Source organism: Pseudomonas fjordensis (genome assembly GCF_976987115.1).
The window spans coordinates 3,688,850-3,708,378 of record NZ_OZ336860.1 but is presented as its reverse complement, the minus strand read 5'-3'; the positions used below and the strand labels follow the sequence as shown (position 1 = coordinate 3,708,378).

General features: G+C 61.4%; 17 protein-coding genes. 6 read left to right on the top strand and 11 right to left on the bottom strand.

Features of this window, described 5'->3' with window-relative positions; all coding sequences use genetic code 11:
• Positions 1 to 39 precede the first annotated feature (39 nt).
• Positions 40 to 2,097: a transketolase gene (gene tkt, locus ACWHXD_RS16595; RefSeq protein WP_138761537.1), complete on the bottom strand. Its 2,058-nt coding sequence runs from the start codon at positions 2,095 to 2,097 to the stop codon at positions 40 to 42.
• A gap of 175 nt (positions 2,098 to 2,272) precedes the next feature.
• On the opposite strand from tkt, the gene ACWHXD_RS16590 reads away from it, so the two are divergent.
• Positions 2,273 to 2,497, top strand: a complete 225-nt coding sequence (locus ACWHXD_RS16590) for a DUF465 domain-containing protein (protein ID WP_032896851.1) — start codon at positions 2,273 to 2,275, stop codon at positions 2,495 to 2,497.
• An 897-nt stretch (positions 2,498 to 3,394) separates the two neighbouring features.
• Here the strand turns inward: ACWHXD_RS16590 and hglS are convergent.
• Positions 3,395 to 4,771: a 2-oxoadipate dioxygenase/decarboxylase HglS gene (gene hglS, locus ACWHXD_RS16585; protein WP_138761536.1), complete on the bottom strand. Its 1,377-nt coding sequence runs from the start codon at positions 4,769 to 4,771 to the stop codon at positions 3,395 to 3,397.
• Between the two features lie 198 nt (positions 4,772 to 4,969).
• On the opposite strand from hglS, the gene ACWHXD_RS16580 reads away from it, so the two are divergent.
• Positions 4,970 to 7,606 (top strand): MGH1-like glycoside hydrolase domain-containing protein, encoded by a 2,637-nt coding sequence (locus ACWHXD_RS16580; RefSeq protein ID WP_138761535.1) that lies wholly within the window; start codon positions 4,970 to 4,972, stop codon positions 7,604 to 7,606.
• Positions 7,607 to 7,734: 128 nt separating this feature from the next.
• Here ACWHXD_RS16580 and ACWHXD_RS16575 read toward each other — a convergent pair whose 3' ends face one another.
• Positions 7,735 to 8,049 (bottom strand): SCP2 sterol-binding domain-containing protein, encoded by a 315-nt coding sequence (locus ACWHXD_RS16575; RefSeq protein ID WP_014718185.1) that lies wholly within the window; start codon positions 8,047 to 8,049, stop codon positions 7,735 to 7,737.
• Positions 8,050 to 8,105: 56 nt separating this feature from the next.
• Entirely contained in the window at positions 8,106 to 8,816 is a 711-nt protein-coding gene (locus ACWHXD_RS16570) for a histidine phosphatase family protein (RefSeq protein WP_138761534.1), read from the bottom strand.
• On the opposite strand from ACWHXD_RS16570, the gene ACWHXD_RS16565 reads away from it, so the two are divergent.
• Both ACWHXD_RS16565 and sohB read left to right on the top strand, forming a co-directional pair.
• Positions 8,790 to 9,002 carry a hypothetical protein gene (locus ACWHXD_RS16565; RefSeq protein ID WP_138183563.1) on the top strand — a complete coding sequence of 71 codons (213 nt, stop codon included), beginning with the start codon at positions 8,790 to 8,792 and terminating at the stop codon, positions 9,000 to 9,002. The genes ACWHXD_RS16570 and ACWHXD_RS16565 overlap by 27 nt on opposite strands.
• An 8-nt stretch (positions 9,003 to 9,010) precedes the next feature.
• Complete coding sequence (gene sohB, locus ACWHXD_RS16560) at positions 9,011 to 10,036, top strand: protease SohB (RefSeq protein WP_032896860.1); 1,026 nt, start codon at positions 9,011 to 9,013, stop codon at positions 10,034 to 10,036.
• 119 nt (positions 10,037 to 10,155) lie between these two features.
• Here sohB and dhaL read toward each other — a convergent pair whose 3' ends face one another.
• The 7 genes from dhaL to ACWHXD_RS16525 form a co-directional block, all read right to left on the bottom strand.
• The gene (gene dhaL, locus ACWHXD_RS16555) at positions 10,156 to 10,800 is read right to left on the bottom strand and encodes a dihydroxyacetone kinase subunit DhaL (protein ID WP_138761533.1); all 645 of its coding nucleotides are present in this window, start codon (positions 10,798 to 10,800) and stop codon (positions 10,156 to 10,158) included.
• A 3-nt stretch (positions 10,801 to 10,803) separates the two neighbouring features.
• On the bottom strand, positions 10,804 to 11,805 hold the full coding sequence (locus tag ACWHXD_RS16550) for a dihydroxyacetone kinase subunit DhaK (RefSeq protein WP_138761532.1): 1,002 nt from the start codon (positions 11,803 to 11,805) through the stop codon (positions 10,804 to 10,806).
• Between the two features lie 157 nt (positions 11,806 to 11,962).
• Positions 11,963 to 13,078 carry an MDR/zinc-dependent alcohol dehydrogenase-like family protein gene (locus ACWHXD_RS16545; RefSeq protein WP_032876099.1) on the bottom strand — a complete coding sequence of 372 codons (1,116 nt, stop codon included), beginning with the start codon at positions 13,076 to 13,078 and terminating at the stop codon, positions 11,963 to 11,965.
• 27 nt (positions 13,079 to 13,105) lie between these two features.
• Entirely contained in the window at positions 13,106 to 13,861 is a 756-nt protein-coding gene (locus ACWHXD_RS16540) for an SDR family oxidoreductase (protein ID WP_138761531.1), read from the bottom strand.
• A gap of 153 nt (positions 13,862 to 14,014) precedes the next feature.
• Positions 14,015 to 15,022 (bottom strand): substrate-binding domain-containing protein, encoded by a 1,008-nt coding sequence (locus ACWHXD_RS16535; RefSeq protein ID WP_138761530.1) that lies wholly within the window; start codon positions 15,020 to 15,022, stop codon positions 14,015 to 14,017.
• 34 nt (positions 15,023 to 15,056) lie between these two features.
• Complete coding sequence (locus tag ACWHXD_RS16530) at positions 15,057 to 16,034, bottom strand: ABC transporter permease (protein ID WP_138761529.1); 978 nt, start codon at positions 16,032 to 16,034, stop codon at positions 15,057 to 15,059.
• Positions 16,031 to 17,518 (bottom strand): sugar ABC transporter ATP-binding protein, encoded by a 1,488-nt coding sequence (locus ACWHXD_RS16525; protein ID WP_138761528.1) that lies wholly within the window; start codon positions 17,516 to 17,518, stop codon positions 16,031 to 16,033. Before ACWHXD_RS16525 ends, ACWHXD_RS16530 begins: the two co-directional genes overlap by 4 nt.
• 262 nt (positions 17,519 to 17,780) lie before the next feature.
• Between ACWHXD_RS16525 and rpiB the strand changes: the two genes are divergently transcribed.
• Together rpiB and ACWHXD_RS16515 are read left to right on the top strand one after the other, a co-directional pair.
• Positions 17,781 to 18,242, top strand: a complete 462-nt coding sequence (gene rpiB / locus ACWHXD_RS16520) for a ribose 5-phosphate isomerase B (protein ID WP_044274312.1) — start codon at positions 17,781 to 17,783, stop codon at positions 18,240 to 18,242.
• Between the two features lie 63 nt (positions 18,243 to 18,305).
• Entirely contained in the window at positions 18,306 to 19,286 is a 981-nt protein-coding gene (locus tag ACWHXD_RS16515) for a sugar-binding transcriptional regulator (RefSeq protein ID WP_003191835.1), read from the top strand.
• The last annotated feature ends 243 nt before the right edge of the window (positions 19,287 to 19,529 follow it).

Below are 19,529 nucleotides of genomic sequence, written 5' to 3'. Positions count from 1 at the left end.
GTCTTCGCGAGCAAGCCCGCTCCCACATTAAGCCCAGTGTCAGTCAGTGAGGTTGTGCTGGATCTGCTCTTTGGCCAGCTTCACCACATTCTCTATGGTAAACCCAAATTTCTCCTGCAACTTGGCCAACGGGGCCGAGGCGCCGAAGCTGTGCATCACCACTTTGGCGCCGGTCTGCCCGACGTAGCGGTCCCACCCCAAGGGCCCTGCCTGCTCCACCACTACGCGGGCTTTTACCGCCGGTGGCAGGACGCTGTCGCGGTAGGCTTGATCCTGGTCTTCAAACAGCTCCCAGCTGGGCATCGACACCACGCGAGCGCCAATGTCTTGGTCTTTGAGCTGCTCATACGCGGCCACCGCCAGGCTGACTTCGCTGCCGGTGGCGATCAGGATGACTTGCGGTTGATCCGCGCCGGCCAACACATAGGCACCTTTGGCCGCACCGGAGGCAGGGGCATAGTGGTTGCGGTCGAGGGTCGGCAGTGCCTGGCGCGATAACACCATACAGCTGGGCCGATGGGTTTGTGCCAGTGCCACCTTCCACAGTTCCAGGGTTTCATTGGCATCGCCTGGGCGCAGGGTCAACAGCCCCGGGGTGGCGCGCAATTGGGTGAGGTGTTCGATAGGTTGGTGTGTCGGCCCATCTTCGCCGACGCCGATGGAGTCATGGGTAAACACGAAGATCACCGGCAACTCCATGATCGCCGCCAGGCGGATCGGCGGTTTCATGTAGTCGCTGAACACCAGGAACGTCGAGGTGTACGGGCGTAGGTAGGACAGCGCCATGCCATTGGCAATCGCGCCCATGGCGTGTTCGCGGATACCGAAGTGCAGGTTGCGCCCGCTGTAGTCATCCGCGCTGAAACGCCCGGCACCGTCGAAGGTGAGGTTGGTCTTGGTCGAGGGCGACAGGTCTGCCGAACCGCCCAGCAGCCAGGGGATCTGTTGGGCGAAGGCATTCAACACCTCGCCGCCCGAAGCGCGGCTGGCGACGCCTTTGGCATCGGCGGCAAAGTCTGGCAGGTGCGCTTGCCATTGTTCGGGCATTTCCCCGGCGCGCATGCGTTGCAGTTCATCGGCCCGTTGCGGGTCGAGGGCGGCCAGGGTCTGGTTCCATTCGGCGTACAGCGGCTCGGCGCGTTCGTAAAGGACGTCGCGCAACACTGTGCGAGCCTCTTCGGGCACCAGGAAACTTGAATCCTGCGGCCAGCCATAGGCGGCCTTGGTGAGGCGAATCTCGTCCTCGCCCAGTGGCTCGCCATGGGCCGCCGCGGTGTTGTGTTTGTGCGGTGAGCCGTAGCCGATCACGCTGTCCACCACGATCAAGGTGGGGGCACCGGTATTGGCCTTGAAGGTTTCCAGCGCCACGCTCAACGCCTGCAAGTCATTGGCATCGGTGACGTGTACGGTGTGCCAGCCATAGGCCCGGAAGCGTTGGATCACGTCTTCACTGAAAGCCAGCTCAGTGTGGCCCTCGATGCTGATGGTGTTGTTGTCGTAGATCCAGCACAGGTTATCGAGCTTCAAGTGCCCGGCCAGGGACGCGGCTTCGCTGCTGATGCCTTCCATCATGTCGCCGTCACCGCACAGGGTGTAGACATCGTAGTCAAACAGCACCTGGCCGTCGCGGTTGAAGCGCTCAGCCAGCCAGCGCTCGGCCATGGCCATGCCCACGCTGTTGGCGCAGCCCTGGCCCAGCGGGCCGGTGGTGGTTTCCACGCCGGTGGTCATGCGGTATTCGGGATGGCCTGGGGTCTTGGAGCCGATCTGCCGGAACTGCTTGATATCGTCCAGGCTGACGGCCGGCTGGCCGGAGCGCTGGCCATGGGCATCGATCTCCACCACACCGGCCAAGTGCAACAGCGAATACAGCAACATCGAGGCATGCCCCACCGACAGCACAAAGCGGTCACGGTTGGGCCAGTCGGGATGCTCGGGGTGATAACGCAGGAAGCGACTCCACAACGTATAACCCACCGGGGCCAGGCCCATGGGCGTGCCCGGATGGCCCGAGTTGGCCTTCTGCACGGCATCCATGGCCAGGGTGCGCAGGGTATTGATGCATTGGGTGTCGGCAGCAGTGGCAACGTGATTCATAAAACCGTTCTCCCTGGGATGGCGATCTACAGTGGAGGGCAGGGTGGGGCAAAGGTTTGATCCTATCGTGTGCGCTGCGACGAACGGGAATGTATTGACCCCGAACATGACAAGACCGGTTGGAATGGGCTAGCTTCAAGGGCGTAGACCATCGATCAATCTGTGGAGGTACGCCATGCCAGTGAAACACGACCTGTATCAGGACTTGGGGTTGAGCAAGGAAGTTGTTCACGAACGCAGGGCGCAGGACAAACGGTTGGATTCGTTGCTCACCCAATATGATGCTGCCGACGGGGAGGTGCTGGCGGCGGAAAAAGCCAGTGCCAGCGATGAGGAGGTGGAAAAGCTGAAGAAGAAACGGCTATTGATCAAAGACGAAATTGTGGGGCGGCTGGGTTGAGCAATCCCTCGTCACACATTTGGAATGTGCACATTTGTTCAGAATTGTCTGGAGGACAAATGCCGTTTCACTCCTTATGATGCGCCCCGTCCACTCGGCTCTGGGGCTTGTTGCGGCGCAAGGATTGCGTTGTTGAGCCGGGTGGGCATCCTCAGAATTCATGCAACACAGGGCTGAATCGGTCGGCATGAAAATGCTGCCTGTGGGAGCGGGCTTGCCTGCGATGGCGGCCTCCCAGCCGACGCCTATCCACCTGGCACCCCACAATCCAAATGTGGGAGCTGGCTTGCCTGCGATGCCGGCCTTCCAGCCAACGCCTATCCACCTGGCACCCCACAATCCAAATGTGGGAGCTGGCTTGCCTGCGATGGCGGCCTCCCAGCCAACGCCTATCCACCTGGCCCCCACAATCCAAATGTGGGAGCGGGCTTGCCTGCGATGGCGGCCTCCCAGCCGACGCCTATCCACCTGGCACCCCACAATCCAAATGTGGGAGCGGGCTTGCTCGCGAAGGCGGCCTGACAGGCGACACAGTTGGATTGTGTACATATCCATTGCTGCGGTAACGGCCCCTTAGGGTTCCGCCTGACGGCGGCTCACTTTTGAAAAGCGCAAAAGTAAGCAAAACGCTCTTGCCCCACCACTCGGCACCTCGCTTAGGCTCGGTGTGCCCGTAATCCGCCAGTGATTTGGGGGGCCGCCGCCACGCGCCATCCATGGCGCGGGGCGGCTAAACCGGCATCCCTGCCGGTTTACCCCCCAAATCCCTGTCGAATTCCGGCCAGCGTGGTTTGACGGGGCGCCTGAGATCAAGATCACGAGCAGATCAAGAGCCAGATCAAGAGCGACTCGCTTCGCATCGTGGTTACCATTAAGGCCGTGGCGCCTGGCGTTCAGTCATTTCAACAGCGTTTCAACGCATATATCCATAGAGCGCTGCTGCGTCTGCTGATACAACTGCAACTCATCAATCGTCCTGCGGCCCAGCGCCTGTTCGAAGGCCGCTCGGTTGGAGTTGCCCGCATAGTGACTCTGCGCACCATCCCCCAAGTTTGACTGGAAAATCCCCGCCGCACTGACCGGCAGAAAATCCTCGTACACCAGCGGTTCCACCGCCACATGGCCGGCGTTGACCAGCGCCTCCAATGTGCGCGGCTGGTCGATCTGGCCGCGTGCCTCCAAGCCCTTGTCGGTGACGAAGTAGCGAAAATACGCCAAGCCCTGTTCGCGCATCTGCGGGTAGTTATCGGGGAAGGCCTGGAAGTGCTGTTCCATCAATTGCACATAGCGCTCAGCGTTGGCCTCAGTGGGAAACGCGCCGAGTTCATCGCGGGCGGCGTTCAGCAGTTGGTCGTACAGGGCGCGGCCTTTAGGCGTGAGCGCGACGCCGCGTTGTTCGATTTCGCCGAAACGCGCGCTGTGGCTGCCGTGGGCGTCGGTGAAGGCGATGGGTTCGTCCAGGGCCTTGAAGCTGGTCTGGCGCAGCAGGATCGGGCACTGGCGCCGGGGTGGGCCTTCGATCACGGCTTTGGGGGTGATGCCTTTGCCGGGCATGGCGGCCTGCACTTGGTCGATGTCCAGGGTGCGTGGGGTGAGGTGGTTGATGTGCGGGCCTTTGAACGCGACGACGTCGGCGATCAGGCGGTGCTGGTCGCTGAGTTGCTGGTACTGGGCACCGGTGACCGTGGCAGTGTGGTGCCAGCGGAACGTCTCCAAGGCCTGGCGGATAAAGGCCTCGGCGTCGCTGGCATTCAAGCCGCCTTGGGTCTCTGCTTGTTCGATCAAGGCCAAGGCTTCGGCGGTAAAGATCGAGCGCTTGGCCAGGGCGCTTTCGGCGAAGGCGCGCAGGTCGGGGTTTTCGATCAGTTCCAGGCGCAGCAATGAGGTGAACACGCGAAACGGGCTGGTTTGCAGCGCGTGTTCATGCACGGCGCGAAAGGCGGTGGAATGCACGGGCACGCCGGCGGGGGTGAGGTCGTAGTAGCCCACCGGTTGCATGCCCATCACCGCGAATAAACGGCTGATGGTTGCCAGTTCCGCAGCGGTGCCCAGGCGGATGGCGCCGTGGCGTTCCATGTCCAGGCGCTGGATTTCGCCGGTCCGTTGCAGGTGGTGCGCCAGGGCCGGTTCGCTGTCGAGCACGCGGGCATTGGTCTCGGCCACCAATTCCAGCAGCGCGCCATACAAGGGCACTTCATCTCGATACATGTCGGACATGGCCTTGGAAAAACCCTTGCGGATCTCGTCGGGGCTGACATGGGCGGTGGCGTGCATAGAAAAATTCCTGATGACTGGAGCGATGAACGTGGCCTTTGCCTGATTTTGTTGAGCCGCCGGCTGGCTTGCAAACGAAGATTCCTCTGGACTTCATTCTGCAAATGAATGAGTTGACCCTGCGTCCAAGTCTTCATGTGCAAGCGGGCGTCATTGCGCTCTACACTGCGCCTCACTGTGTAGGTGAAGGAGGACCCGATGACGGCCAAACCCGCAACCAACCTGCTGGGCACCATTGAAGGCCAGCGCCTGGCAACGCAACACGCCGAGCGGTGGCGCGAGTGGGGCCCGTACTTGAGTGAACGCCAATGGGGCACGGTGCGCGAAGACTACAGCGCCGACGGCGATGCCTGGGCCTACTTCCCCCACGAACACGCTCGCAGCCGCGCCTATCGATGGGGCGAGGACGGCTTGGCCGGTTTCAGTGACAAGGCCCAACGCTGGTGCCTGGGCCTGGCGCTGTGGAACGAGCGCGACGCAATCCTCAAGGAGCGCCTGTTCGGCCTCAACAACGCCGAAGGCAACCACGGTGAAGACGTCAAGGAACTGTACTTTTTCGTCGATGGCGTGCCGAGCCATGCCTACATGCGCATGCTCTACAAATACCCCCATGCGGCCTTTCCCTACGCCGACCTGATCGCCGAAAACGCCCGTCGTGGGCTGACGGATACCGAGTATGAAATCCTCGATACCGGTGTGTTTGCGGATAACCACTACTGCGACATCAGCGTCGAATATGCCAAGCATCAGCCCGACGATATCTTCATGCGCGTCACCGTGCATAACCGTTCGGACCAACCCACACGCCTGCAGGTACTGCCTCAGCTCTGGGCGCGCAATGACTGGAGCTGGACCCTCGATGCACCCAAGCCCAGCTTGACGCTGGACGGCGAGCGAGTGCTGGCCCGCCACCATGAACTCGATGATCGCCACCTCAGCGCCTGGGGCCAGGATGGGGTGCAATGGCTGTTCTGTGAAAACCAGACCAACCGACCCAAATTGGAAGGGCAACCGGCGCCGGGGCCGTTCAAGGATGGGATCAACGATTACGTGGTGGGCGGGCTTGAGTCGGCCATTCGCCGGGACGCGGGCACCAAAGTGGCCGCGCATTTCACCCTTGAACTGGCGGGCCAGGAAAGCAAAACCCTTTACCTGCGCTTTGCGCCTGTGGACGCGCCCGATGTCAATGCGCGCAAGCTGTTCGAACAGCGCCGCCAGGAGGCCGATGACTTCTACGCGGTCTTGCAACAGGACCTTGCCGATGACGATGCGCGCAATGTGCAACGCCAGGCCCTGGCCGGCCTGCTGTGGTCCAAGCAGTTGTACTATTTTGACGTGAACCAGTGGCTCGACGGTGACCCAGCCCAGCCGGCGCCACCGCCCGAGCGCTTGCACATCCGCAATACCCATTGGCGGCACCTGTCCAACTTCGACATCCTGTCCATGCCCGACACCTGGGAATACCCGTGGTACGCCTCCTGGGATCAAGGCTTCCAGGCGGTGGCCATCGCGCTGATCGACCCCGGTTACGCCAAGCAACAGCTGTTGTTGTTGGTAAAGGACCGCTTCATGCACCCCAACGGCCAGTTGCCGGCCTACGAATGGCGCTTTGACGACGCCAACCCGCCCGTGCATGCCTGGGCCAGCTGGCGCGTGTATCAGCAGGACAAGGCGCTGACCGGCGTGGGTGACATGGATTTTCTGGAGCGGATCTTTCACAAACTGTTGTTGAATTTCTCCTGGTGGGTCAACCGCAAGGACGCCGAGGGCCGCAACCTGTTCCAGGGCGGTTTCCTGGGCCTGGACAATATTGCCTTGTTCGACCGTTCGGCCACGTTGCCGCCGGGCTACCAGTTGGACCAGGCCGACGGCACCGCCTGGGTGGCGGCCTATGCCCTGGACCTGATGCGCATCGGCCTGGAACTGGCCAAGCGCAATGGGGTGTATGTGGACATTGCTGTGAAGTTTTTCGAGCATTTCCTCTACATCGCCGGTGCCATCAACCGCGTCGATGACAGCGCCGAAGGCTTGTGGGATGAGCAGGACCAGTTTTTCTACGACGTGCTGCACCGCCCTGATGGCCAGAGCGAACCGGTGCGCCTGCGCTCCATCGTCGGGTTAATGCCGCTGTTCGCGGTGCTGGTGCTGGAACAGCGCGAGCATGAGGGCCTGGAAGGCTTGCGCGAGCGCCTGCTGGGTTTTATGCATCACCGGCCGGACCTGGCCAAGCTGGTTTCGCGCTGGACCGAGCCAGGGCAGGGCAACCGCCTGTTGCTGGCGCTGCTGCGTGGTGAACGCACCAAGGATTTGCTGCGGCGCATGCTCGATGACCAGGAATTCTTGTCGGCCTTTGGCGTGCGCGCCCTGTCCAAGGCGTACGCCGAGCAGCCCCTGGCGTTGAAGATGAATGGCGACACCTTGTGTGCCAGTTACCAGCCCGGTGAATCCGACTCACGCTTGTATGGCGGCAACTCCAATTGGCGCGGGCCGCTGTGGATGCCGGTCAATTACATGCTGATTGAATCGTTGCGCGAGTTTCATCGCTATTACGCGGAGCATTTTTCCGTGGAGTACCCGACGGGCAGTGGGTATCTGGCGTCACTGGAGGAGGTGGCTGACAGCCTCAGCGAGCGGCTGACGCGGTTGTTTCTCAGGGATGAAAACGGGGTGCGGCCGTCGATGGCGGGGTATGCGCAATTGCAGGAGGACCCGGCCAGCCGTGACCTGGTGTTGTTCCATGAGTATTTTCATGGGGAGACAGGGCGAGGGTTGGGGGCTTCACACCAGACCGGCTGGAGTGCATTGGTGGCGTTACTGTTGCAACCAAAACCTTAAGCAGTCGGCAAACCAAATGTGGGAGCGGGCTTGCTCGCGAATGCGGTGGTTCAGTGCCTGATGCATTAGCTGACACTGCGCATTCGCGAGCAAGCCCGCTCCCACAGGGATTCAGGGTTGCCCTTGAATCAGGAAGGGAACAGCTCGCTCAGCTTCATCGCCAGCATCATGTCGCCTTCGGTGCGCAGCTTGCCGCCCATGAACGCTTGCATGCCGTCGGTGGAACCATCGACGATGCCTTCCAGGGTTTCGCTGTCCATCACCAGGGTGACCTGAGCGTCAGGGTTTTCGCCTTCTTTGAGTTCGCAGGTCTTGTCCTTGACTACCAGCGAGAAATTCTTGGTGTCGTCGATACGGAAACCGAATACCAGGTCCAAGCCTTCGGCAGCGCTTGGGTTGAATTTGGCTTTCATTGCTTCTACTGCTTTAGCTACGTCAGTCATGGTTTCGATCCTTAAGGGTAGAGTCCAGTGACCTTGGGGTCACGGTTGGCCGCAGTTCATCGGAAAGTGATGAGCTGCGGCGCCTTCAACAGTTGCAAGTGGGCATGACTGTTGAAGGAAGCCAGTGCCACCTCGCGACCACGGAACTTGAGTTGGTTGAGCGAGGTGTTAACAATTTGCCAGTTCATTTCGAAGGCCTGGGCGGCAGGCATTCGGGTAATCAGGTGGAGCAGGGCGGTGATGGTGCCGCCGGAGGTGAATACGGCGATTTTGTCGGTGTGGTTCGCGGCGTCAAGGATGCGCTGCAAGCCACCCTGGACCCGCTCGACAAACCCCAGCCAGCTTTCCAGCCCCGGCGGATCATAGGTGCCGGCCAGCCAGCGTTCGATGATCAGGGCGAAAATGCGCTGGAACTCGCTACGGTTCTGCGGGCCATTGCGCAGGATGTGCACGGCATCCGGTTCACTGCCGAGCAGGTCGGGCAACAGGCCGCGAATAATCGCTTCGCCGTCGAACTCGTTGAACGCACTGTCTGTTTCCAATGCTGGCACCGGCAAGCCGAGGGCGCGGTACTGATCGAACGTGGCGCTGGCGGTGTGCTGCTGGCGACGCAGGTCGCCGGCGATGCAGCGGTCAAACGCTATGCCCAGGTCTGCCAGGTGGCGACCGAGCACTTGCGCTTGTTCCACGCCAACGGGCGAGAGGACGTCATAGTCGTCTGCACCGAAGGAGGCCTGGCCATGTCGAATCAGATAAATGCTGCCCACGTCCGTTTTCCCGGTACGTTGAAAGTCTGGCGAGGTTATGAGGATGCCTGCGAGCTGTCAATGAAAAAACATACGCTTGTTTTAAAAGCGCGTTGGAGCCCGCCTGCTGGCGGTTTGATCACTGGCTCCTTCGCGGTGGCGTCGGTATGCTGGGGCCATCCGCGCCTGGCGCAGTGCTTTTTTTAAGGAGACATATGGATTTTCTGGCCGAATACGCGAGCTTTCTGGCGAAGACCGTCACCCTGGTGGTCGCTATTCTGGTGGTACTGATCAGCTTTGCAGCACTGCGCAGCAAAGGTCGTCGTAAATCCGCCGGCCAATTGCAGGTCAGCAAGCTGAATGATTTTTACAAGGGCTTGCGCGAGCGTCTGGAGTCGAGCCTGCTCGACAAAGACCAGCTCAAGGCCCTGCGCAAGTCTGAAAGCAAAGCCGAAAAGAAGAAAGACAAGAAGAAGCCCGAGGCCAAGCCACGGGTATTCGTGCTGGATTTCGACGGTGACATCAAGGCCTCGGCCACCGAAAGCCTGCGCCATGAAATCACCGCGCTGCTGAGCCTGGCCACGCCCAAGGATGAAGTGGTGTTGCGCCTGGAAAGCGGCGGCGGCATGGTGCATAGCTATGGCCTGGCCTCTTCGCAACTGGCGCGTATCCGCCAGGCCGGCGTGCCATTGACTGTGTGCATCGACAAAGTGGCGGCCAGCGGCGGCTACATGATGGCGTGCATCGGCGAGAAGATCATCAGCGCACCGTTCGCCATTCTCGGCTCCATTGGCGTGGTGGCGCAGTTGCCCAACGTCAATCGCCTGCTGAAAAAGCACGACATCGACTTTGAAGTGCTGACTGCCGGTGAATACAAGCGCACGCTCACCGTGTTCGGCGAAAACACCGAGAAGGGCCGGGAGAAGTTCCAGGAAGACCTGGACATCACCCACCAGTTGTTCAAGAACTTCGTTTCGCGTTACCGCCCACAGTTGGCGATTGACGAGGTGGCGACCGGTGAAGTGTGGCTGGGTGTTGCCGCGCTCGACAAGCAATTGGTCGATGAGCTGCAAACCAGCGATGAATACCTGGCGACCAAGGCCAAGACCGCCGAAGTGTTCCACCTGCACTATGCCGAGCGTAAGAGCCTGCAAGAGCGCGTTGGCCTGGCGGCCAGCGGTTCGGTGGACCGGGTTCTGTTGACCTGGTGGAGCCGCTTGACCCAGCAGCGGTTCTGGTAAGCCGTCATACCCTGTAGGAGCGAGCTTGCTCGCGAAAAAATCACAGGCGCCGCGTTCATTCATCAAGCGCGCGTTATCGTTGACGTTTTTCGCGAGCAAGCTCGCTCCTACAGGTGAGATCAGATAAGGCGAGGTTGGATAGAGTCCGCCAACTGCGTAAGGATCAGGCAGCACGACACCGCCCCCGCATCCAGCACCCCCAGCGAACGCTCTCCCAAACGACTGGCCCGGCCAATCTTGGCCACCAGGTCCTTGGTCGAATCCCGCCCCTGAGAAGCAGCGCTTTTCATCGCATCGAGTGCATCGTTGAACGAAGCCCCTGACGCCTGCGCCCGTTCAAACGCTTCCACCGCCGGGATCAACGTATCCATCAAGCACTTGTCGCCCACGCCCGCTTCGGTGATGTCCTGCAACGAGGTCAAGCCGCCGCGCAGCAGGTGGGCGAAGGTGGCGGCGTCGATGTCGTCACAGCCGCGCACTTCGTCGGCCATGCCGATAAATAAGCTGCCATACAACGGCCCCATAGAGCCGCCGATGCCTTCCATCAGGCTCAGGGTCAGTTCGTCCAGGGCTTCGGCCAGGGTCAGTTGGCGGCCTTCGATCGTACGGCCGCAATGGGCAAAGCCCTTGGCCATGTTAATGCCATGGTCGCCGTCGCCTATGGCGCCGTCGACTTCGCTGAGGTACTCACGGTTGGCCACGATGACGCTGACCAGGTCGGCGACGATGGCGCTGCCGTCATGGGTGGAAAAATGCTGGCTCATGGTTCACTCCGCCTGGGTCATGCCGATGGAGCGGCAGGGTTGGTCGATCAAGGTTTTCAGCTCAGCGTCGAGGCCGAGCAGGGTCAAGGTCACGCCCATCATTTCCAGGGACGTGAAGTAGTTGCCCACGTAGCAGCGGTGAATCTTCAAGCCTTTGGCCTGGAGCTGCTTCTCCACCTCGGCGTAGAAAATATACAGCTCCATCACCGGGGTGGCGCCCAGGCCTGAGACCAGCACCACCACGCTGTCGTCCTGGCTGAAATCGCGGTCGGCGAGGATCGGCGCCAGCATGCGCTCGGCCATGGCCGCGGCCGGTTCAATCGGGATGACTTCAATGCCCGGTTCGCCATGATGGCCGATACCCAATTCCATCTGGCCGTCGGGAATCTGGAAGTTCGGCTTGCCCACCGCCGCGATGGTGCAGGGTGTAAGGCCGATACCAATCGAGCGGCAGTGGTCGACGGTTTTCTGTGCCACCCGAATCACGCCGTCCAGGTCGTAATGCTGGGCGGCGGCGGCACCGCCGATCTTCCACATGAAGATCTCCCCGGCCACGCCGCGACGCTTGGCGATGTCGGCCTTGGGCGCGGACGCCACGTCGTCGTTGGCGACCACCGTGCGGATGCGCATGTCTTTGCTGGCGGCCATTTTCATCGCCAGCTTCACGTTCATATTGTCGCCCGCGTAGTTGCCATACAGGCAGGCAACGCCTGCGCCATGGTCGGCAGCGCGGAAGGCGTCGAAAAAGCTTTTGGCGGTGGGCGAGGAAAAAATCTCGCCGACGGCCACCGCATCCACCAGGCCCGGGCCAACATAACCGAGGAACGCCGGCTCATGCCCGGAGCCGCCGCCGGTGACAATGCCGACGCGGCCTTGGGCTGAGGGCTTGGCCTTGACGATGACCCGTGGGTTGCTCTCGTACTGGCGCAATTGGGGGTGCGCGACCAGGATGCCGCGCAGCATGTCTTCGACCACTTGGTCGGGATCGTTGATGACTCGATTCATAACGCGGGTTCCTGTGTTCTTGTTCTAAGGGGCGGCACTATTCCCCTGTGGGAGCTGGCTTGCCTGCGATGGCGGTGTGTCAGTTGGCGCATTTTTACCTGGTGCACCGTCATCGCAGGCAAGCCAGCTCCCACAGGGTTGTGTGTTGTCGCTGCAATCAGGGTTCGAGCACAACCTTCAGCGATTTATCGCCGCGCTCCATCACCGCAAACGCTTCCTTGAAATCCGCCAGTGCAAACTTGTGGGTCACCACGTCGCGCATGTCGATCTTGCGGTTGCCGATAAAGTCGATGGCCCTGGGGTACATATACGGGCCCAGGTGCGAGCCGAGAATATCCAATTCCTTGCGGTCGCCGATGATCGACCAATCCACCGTGGCCTCGTCATTGAACACGCTGAATTCGACAAAGCGCCCCAGCTTGCGCAGCATCGCCAGGCCCTGGTTCACCGCCTTGTGGTGCCCGGTCGCTTCGATATAGATGTCGCAGCCGTAGCCATCGGTGATCTCGCGGATCTTCGCCAACACATCGACTTCGGCCGGGTTCCACACTTCGTCGGCGCCCATCCGCAGGGCGAGGGCGGCGCGTTCGGGTTTCATGTCCAGCACGATGAGCTTTTTGGGGTTGCGCAACCGCACCGCGCCGATGATGCCCAGGCCCAGGGTGCCGGCGCCGGCGACCACCACGATGTCGTCATGGTCGACGTTGGCACGTTCCGCCGCGTGCAGCGAGCAGGCCAGGGGTTCGATCAGGATCGCTTCATCGGGGGCGATGGATTCCGGCACTTTGTGGATGATGCCTTCCTTGGTGAAGATCATGTACTGGGCCATGGCGCCCTGCACATTGTTCTGGAAGCCATACAGGTCGTGCTTCTGGCACATCCAGTACTGGCCGTGGTTACAGAAGCGGCAGCCCCAGCACGGCACGATCTGCTCGGAGATCACCCGGTCACCCACGGCCACGCCACGCTTTTCGGCGCCCGGGCCAAGGGCGACCACGCGGCACACGAACTCGTGGCCGGGGATCATCGGTGGCTTCACGTAGCGCGGTTGCTCGGCGTCGCCCCAGAACGACGGCGCGCCGCGATAGGTCTTGATATCGCCCATGCAAATGCCGCACAGCTCGACCTTGGTGAGGATCTCGTCGGGGCCGGGGGTGGGCACGTCGACGGTTTCCAGGCGGTAGTCTTCCGGGCCGTGGCAGACCACGGCCTGCATGGTTTTCGGGATGCTTGGGGCGAGTTGTTCAGGTGTGCGTTCGGTGACGGTGGACATGACAAAACCTCACGACATAACGATGAATTACTGAATGCTGTAGCCGCCGTCGATCACCATGTTTGCACCGGTGATCATCTGCGCAGCATCGCTGAGCAGGTACAGCGCCAGCCCGGCGATTTCTTCCGGCTGGGCAAAGCGGCCCGCCGGGATCTGCAATTTGGCCCGCTCACCTACGTCGCCGGCCCAGGCTTTTTTGCCCAGGGCGGTTTCGACGATGGTGGGGGAGATGGCGTTGACGTTCACCTGCGGCGCCCACTCCATGGCCAACACCTTGGTCATGCCGACGATCGCGGCTTTGCTGGCGCAGTAGGCGACGTGACGGTCCAGGCCAATCACGGCGGCCTGGGACGCCAGGTTGACGATGCGGCCGCTGCCTTGGGCGAGCATATGCCTGGCGCAGGCCTGGGCCACGAAGAAACTGGCCTTGAGGTTGATGTCCAGGGTGGTGTCCCAGGCGCTTTCAGTCACCTCAATGGCTTTGTCCAGCAGCACCACACCCGCGCTGTTGATCAGGTAATCCAGGCGTTGGAAGTGGGCGAATACGCGGTCGATGGTGGGTTGTATCTGGCCAATCTGGCCGAGGTCGACGGCGATACCCACGTGCCCGGCCCCCAGGCCGGCGGCCACCTCGACCACGGCCGGGTCGCGGTCCAGCAGCGCCACCCGGGCACCGCGTTCCGCCAGCAAGGTGGCGCAGGCCAGGCCAATGCCGGCGGCGCCACCGGTGATCACCGCGCAACGACCGCTGAGGTCGAAGGCTTGGTTCCAGAAACCAGACATGAATGACTCCCCATACAGATCAAAAGGTAGAACTCGGTCCAATGTGGGAGCTGGCTTGCCTGCGATTGCATCGACCCGGTCTACCTGATGCCCCGAGGTGCCTGCATCGCAGGCAAGCCAGCTCCCACAGTGGACGGTGTTTCAAGCCACTGGCTACTTACCGCCGCTGACTTGCTTGTACAGCGCATCCGCATTGGCATTGGTCACCGGCACCCAGGGCAGGATGTAGTTCTTGGCCGTGCCGTCGGCCCATTTCACATCCTTGCCATAGCGTTCCCAAATCACCGATTGCGGCTTGTAGTCTTTGCCGGCCAGGGCGCGCAGTGCCACGTCCAGCGCGCCTTGAGACTGGGCCTGGGCGTCCTGCAGGAAGGTGGTGACTTCGTCCTTTTTCGCCGCCTGGATCGCATCCGGCATGCCGTCGATAGAGGTCACGGGCACATCCTTGGAAGTGAGGCCATGGGACTTCAGCGCCTGCACGGCGCCCAGGGCCATGTCGTCGTTCTGGGCGATCACACCGTTGATGCCCTTGGGGTGGGCGTTGAGCCAGTCTTCGGTGAGGGTCATGGCCTGGGCGCGGTCCCAGTTGGCGGTTTTCTTTTCGATGATCTTGATGTCCGGGTGTTTGCCCAGCACTTCCAGCTCGCCTTTTTCCCGGTCGATCTGGGCCGACTGGCCAATCGGGCCCTGGATGATCACCACGTTGCCCTTGCCATTGAGCTTGTCGACCATCGCCTGGGCCTGCAGGCGGCCGCCTTCCACGTCGTCGTTACCCACATACGGCACGCTGGCATCGGCTACTTTCGTATTGGAGGCGATGACCACCACGTCGTTGCTCATGGCGGCCTTGACGGTGCCGACGCCGGCCTTGGTATCAATCGGCACGAACAGAATCGCGTCGTAGCGTTGGGTCACCATGTTTTCGATCTGGTTGTTCTGGGTCAGGGCGTCGTAGTTGCCGTCGAATACGGTCAACTGCACGGTGCCATCCTTGACCGCCGGGTGTTCTTTGAGCTCGCGGACCCAGTTCTGCATGAACTGGCCCTTGAGGCCATAGACGGCCGCGCCGATCTTGTAGGGCTTGCCATCGGCGGCCAGGGCGATACTGCTGGCGAGCAGGGAGAGGGCCGCCGCAGCGGCCAGGGTGGTACCCAGTTTCATAAGTAGAACTCCGGTTATTGTTATGGGTCGTTCTTCAGCGTTTCTTCTTGCGCCACACGTCGATCAGGACTGCGAACACGATGATCAGGCCCTTGGCGACCTGCTGGTAATAGGAGGACACACCGAGCAGGTTCAGGCCGTTGTTGATCACGCCGATCAACAGTGCCCCGAACAAGGTGCCGACAATGCTGCCGGTACCGCCCGACAAGCTGGTGCCGCCGATCACCACCGCGGCAATCGCGTCCAGCTCATAGGAAACCCCGGCCTGAGGCAGGGCAGAGGTGGTGCGTGCCGACAGCACCACGCCGGCCAACCCGGCGAGCAGGCCCGAGACCACGTACACCGAGAACATCACCTTGCGCACGCCAATGCCGGAAGTGCGCGCACTTTTTTCATTGCCACCCACCGCGTACACATAACGGCCATAGGTGGTGTAGCGCAGCACCATCCAGAAAATCAGCGCGACCACGGCGAAGATGATGATCGGCAGGCCCACCGGGCCGACCTTGCCGATGCCCAGGGCCAGGTAGGTGTCGGGCAGGTCGGTGATCGGGCTACCGTCGTTGAGGATAAAGGTCATGCCCCGGGCGATACTGAGCATGCCAAGGGTGGCCACGAACGGCGGGATCGACAGGTTGGCGATCATAAAACCATTGACCACGCCGAGCATCGCGCCGGCAAACATCCCCGCGCTGACCGCCGCCAACAGGCCGTAACCCTGGGTGGCGACCATGGCGCTGCACAAGCCGGCGAACGCCAGAATCGATCCCACCGACAGGTCGATACCCTTGGTCAGGATCACGTAGGTCATGCCCACGGCGAGAATGCCGTTGATGGAGGTCTGGCGCAGGATGTCCATCCAGTTGCGCCAGGTCATGAAGTATTCGCTGGAAAACGCCATCACCACGCACAGCAGGATAAACACCAGCGGCAGGCCAAAGCGGTCGAGGGACAGGCGCAGGCGGTTGCGCGGCGAGGCGGTAACGGGGGCGACGATGGTTTTGGCATTCATGAGGCAAGACTCAACAAGGCTTCCTGGGAAAGGGCGGTGTCGGTGCTGATGGTGACCAGTCGGCCGCCTTTGAAGACGGCGATGCGATCACTCAAATGCAGCAGTTCCGGGGCTTCCGACGACACCACAATGGCTGCGCCGCCGGCGCGCACGAACTGGTCGAGCAGGTGGTAGATCTCCTGTTTGGCGCCTTCGTCGATGCCGCGGGTGGGCTCATCGCAGAGCAGGCACACCGGCTCCGTGGACAGGCATTTGGCGAGCACCACCTTTTGCTGGTTGCCGCCGCTCATGGACGCCACCGGCAGCTCCAGGGAGCTGGTCTTGATCTGCAGGCGCTTGACCATCTCCTCGGCCAGCTGCGCTTCCTTGCGCGCATTGATCAGCGACCAACTCGACAGGCGCTTATAGGCCGACAGTGCAATGTTGGACAGGATGCTGCCGGTCAGCACCAGGCCGCTGTCCTTGCGGTCTTCGGTGACCAGCGACATGCCGGCGTCGATGGTTGCCTTGGGCTGCCCGATGGGCATGGGCTTGCCTTGCAAGGTAACGCTGCCGGAGTCCGCCACGGTCAGGCCGTAGATGCAATTGAGGAATTCACTGCGTCCGGATCCCATCAGCCCATAAATGCCGAGGATCTCGCCACGGCGCAGGTGCAGGCTGATGTCGTGGAATTCACCGTTGCGGCTCAGGTGGTCGACTTGCAGGCAGGTGCTGGCCGCACATTCGCGGCCCACTTTGTGGTCGATGCGCGTCAGTTCCTGGCCGACAATGCCGCGCACCAGGTGGTCGCGGTCGATATCGGCCATGCGCCCGCTTTCCACAAAGGCGCCATCACGGAAGATGCTGTAGTCATCGGCGATCTGCGCCAGTTCGCTCAGTCGATGGGACACGTACACGATGCCGGCACCGCGTGCGGTAAGGCGGCGAATGGCCTTGAACAGGGTTTCGGCCTCGCGCTCGCCGATGGCCGAGGTGGGCTCGTCCATGATCATCACCTGGCAGTCATGGCTGAACGCCTTGGCGATTTCCACCAGTTGCATCTGCGCAACGCTCAGACGGTGCATGGGGCTTGTGGCGTCGACGTCGAACTCCAGGCTTTCCAGTAGTTCACGGGTGCGGCGGTTGAGGGCCTTGCTGTCGACGATGCAACCGGCACGGCGTGGTTCGCGGCCCAGCCAGATGTTTTCGGCGACGCTCATGTAGGGGATGGGTTCGAGCTCCTGGGTGATCATCGCGATCCCCGCGGCCAAGGCTTCACTTGGCCGATTGAACTGCACCGGTGCGCCGTTGAGCAGAATGCTGCCAGCGTCACGCTGGGTGATGCCCATCAGGATGCTCAGGAAAGTCGACTTGCCAGCACCGTTGCCGCCGCACAGGGCGTGGACGCTACCGGCGCGCAGAGCAAGGCGCCCGTCACGCAGGGCGGGCACCCCGGCGTAGGCCTTGGCGACGTGTTCAGCCTGGAGCAGTAATGGCGTGGCCATCGGCGTGTCCTCGTGCTGTGAATTCTTATTAGGTCGCACAGTCATGTTTCGCTGTGATCATATGTGTATCAAATGAAATTCTGATCAGTCAATCTCTTTCACTTAAAAGGTGTGATTCTCATCTGTGATGCGATTATTGCCTTTGTATGGGGCTTTGACTGGCAGGTCAGCTAAATCTCGCTTGACAGGAAGGGGTGAATGCTTGCGAAATGCGTGAGAGATATTTCACTAAGTGATCATTTGATCAGTGGAGCCAGGCACCATGAACACACCTTTTCCGGTGGCTATCGGATGCGATGAAGCGGGTTTTGAACTCAAAGAGCTGTTAAAGCGCCACATTGAGGGGTTGGGATACCCGGTGACCGACTTCGGTACGCATTCCATGGCGCCGGTGCTGTACCCGGACATTGCCCTGGCCGTGGCCACTGCCATCAATGCCGGGCAACAGCGCCTCGGCGTGCTGGTGTGCGGCACCGGAATAGGCATGGCCATCTCCGCCAACAAGGTGCTGGGCATTCGTGCGGCCCAGGCCCATGACACCTATTCGGCGGAGCGCGCGCGCAAGAGCAACGATGCGCAAATCCTCTCCATCGGGGCGCGGGTCATCGGGGCGGAGTTGGCCAAAAGTATCGTCAGCGCGTTTTTGGCCTCGGAGTTCGAAGCGGCGCGGTCCGGGGCCAAGGTCGAGCGCATCAATGCGATTGAGCGTGATGGGCATCAGTAGTGGACGGCGCAGGGCAAGAGTCGGGAGAATGCGCCTTTGACGCCGAAACGGAAGCCCGTCCCCATGAGTGACAGTACCCAGCGCATGGCCAGTGATATCGATCAGATGACCGAAGTGGCGATGCTCTATTACCTTGAGAACGTCACTCAGGAGGCCATCGCCAAGCGCTTTGACCTGTCGCGGGCCAAGGTCAGCCGCCTGCTCAAGCGTGCGCGCGATGAAGGGATTGTCGAGGTGCGCGTGTTGCAGCACCCGGCGATGAACAACGAGTTGGAGCGGGCGTTGGTGGAGCGCTTCAAGCTCGACCGTGCCCTGATCGCCGTCGACCACAGCGACCCCGACACCCAGCGCTCGGCGGTCGCCAGCCTGGTGGCCAACTACCTCAACAAGACCCTGGGCGACGGCATGATCGTTGCCGTGGGCATGGGCCGTAACGTCGGCGCGGTGGCCGACAACGTGTTTCTGCCGGTGACCCGCAACTGCACCTTCGTGTGCGCCATCGGCGGTTCGCTCAAGGCTGGCGAGTACATGAACCCTGACCACATCTGCCGACGCCTGGCCCTGCGCTTTGGTGGCGAAAGTGAAAGCCTCTACGCCCCCGCGCTGGTGGCCAACCCGGAACTGCGTGGGGTGCTGATCAATAACGACACGGTGCGTTCGACCCTTGACCGCGCCCGGCGTGCCGATATTGCCCTGATCGGCATCGGCGACATGAGCGAGAACAGCAACATGGTGCGCATGGGCTGGTTCTCGCCCCAGGAAATCGCCCAGGCGCGTTTGTCTGGCACCGTGGGCGACATGATGGGCTATGACTTTATCGACATACACGGCCAGCCGGCGGTCAACGCCATCCAGGGGCGCGTGATCGGGTTGACGGTGCAGGAGCTGTTTCGCATCCCGGATGTGGTGGCGATTGCCAGTGAGAACACCAAGGCGGCGGCGACCCTGGGGGCGTTGCGCTCGGGCGTGATCAATACGCTGGCGACCACCGTCACCAATGCCCACACCATCTTGGCGCTGGATGATGCCACTCGCAAAACCTGATGAGTCGTCTATCTGGCAGGGGGGGCAGGCTTTCTGTGGGAGCTGGCTTGCCTGCGATTGCATCGACCCGGTCTACCTGATGCACCGAGGTGCCCGCATCGCAGGCAAGCCAGCTCCCACAAGAGTTGCTGTGCTTCTGATAGCGGTTTACAGGTTTTGTAATAGTTTTGCGCTGTGGGAAATTTGTATTTCGAATGTAGGATTCAAGTCCTTTTGTCATTTCAGGACTTGCATGAACACCCT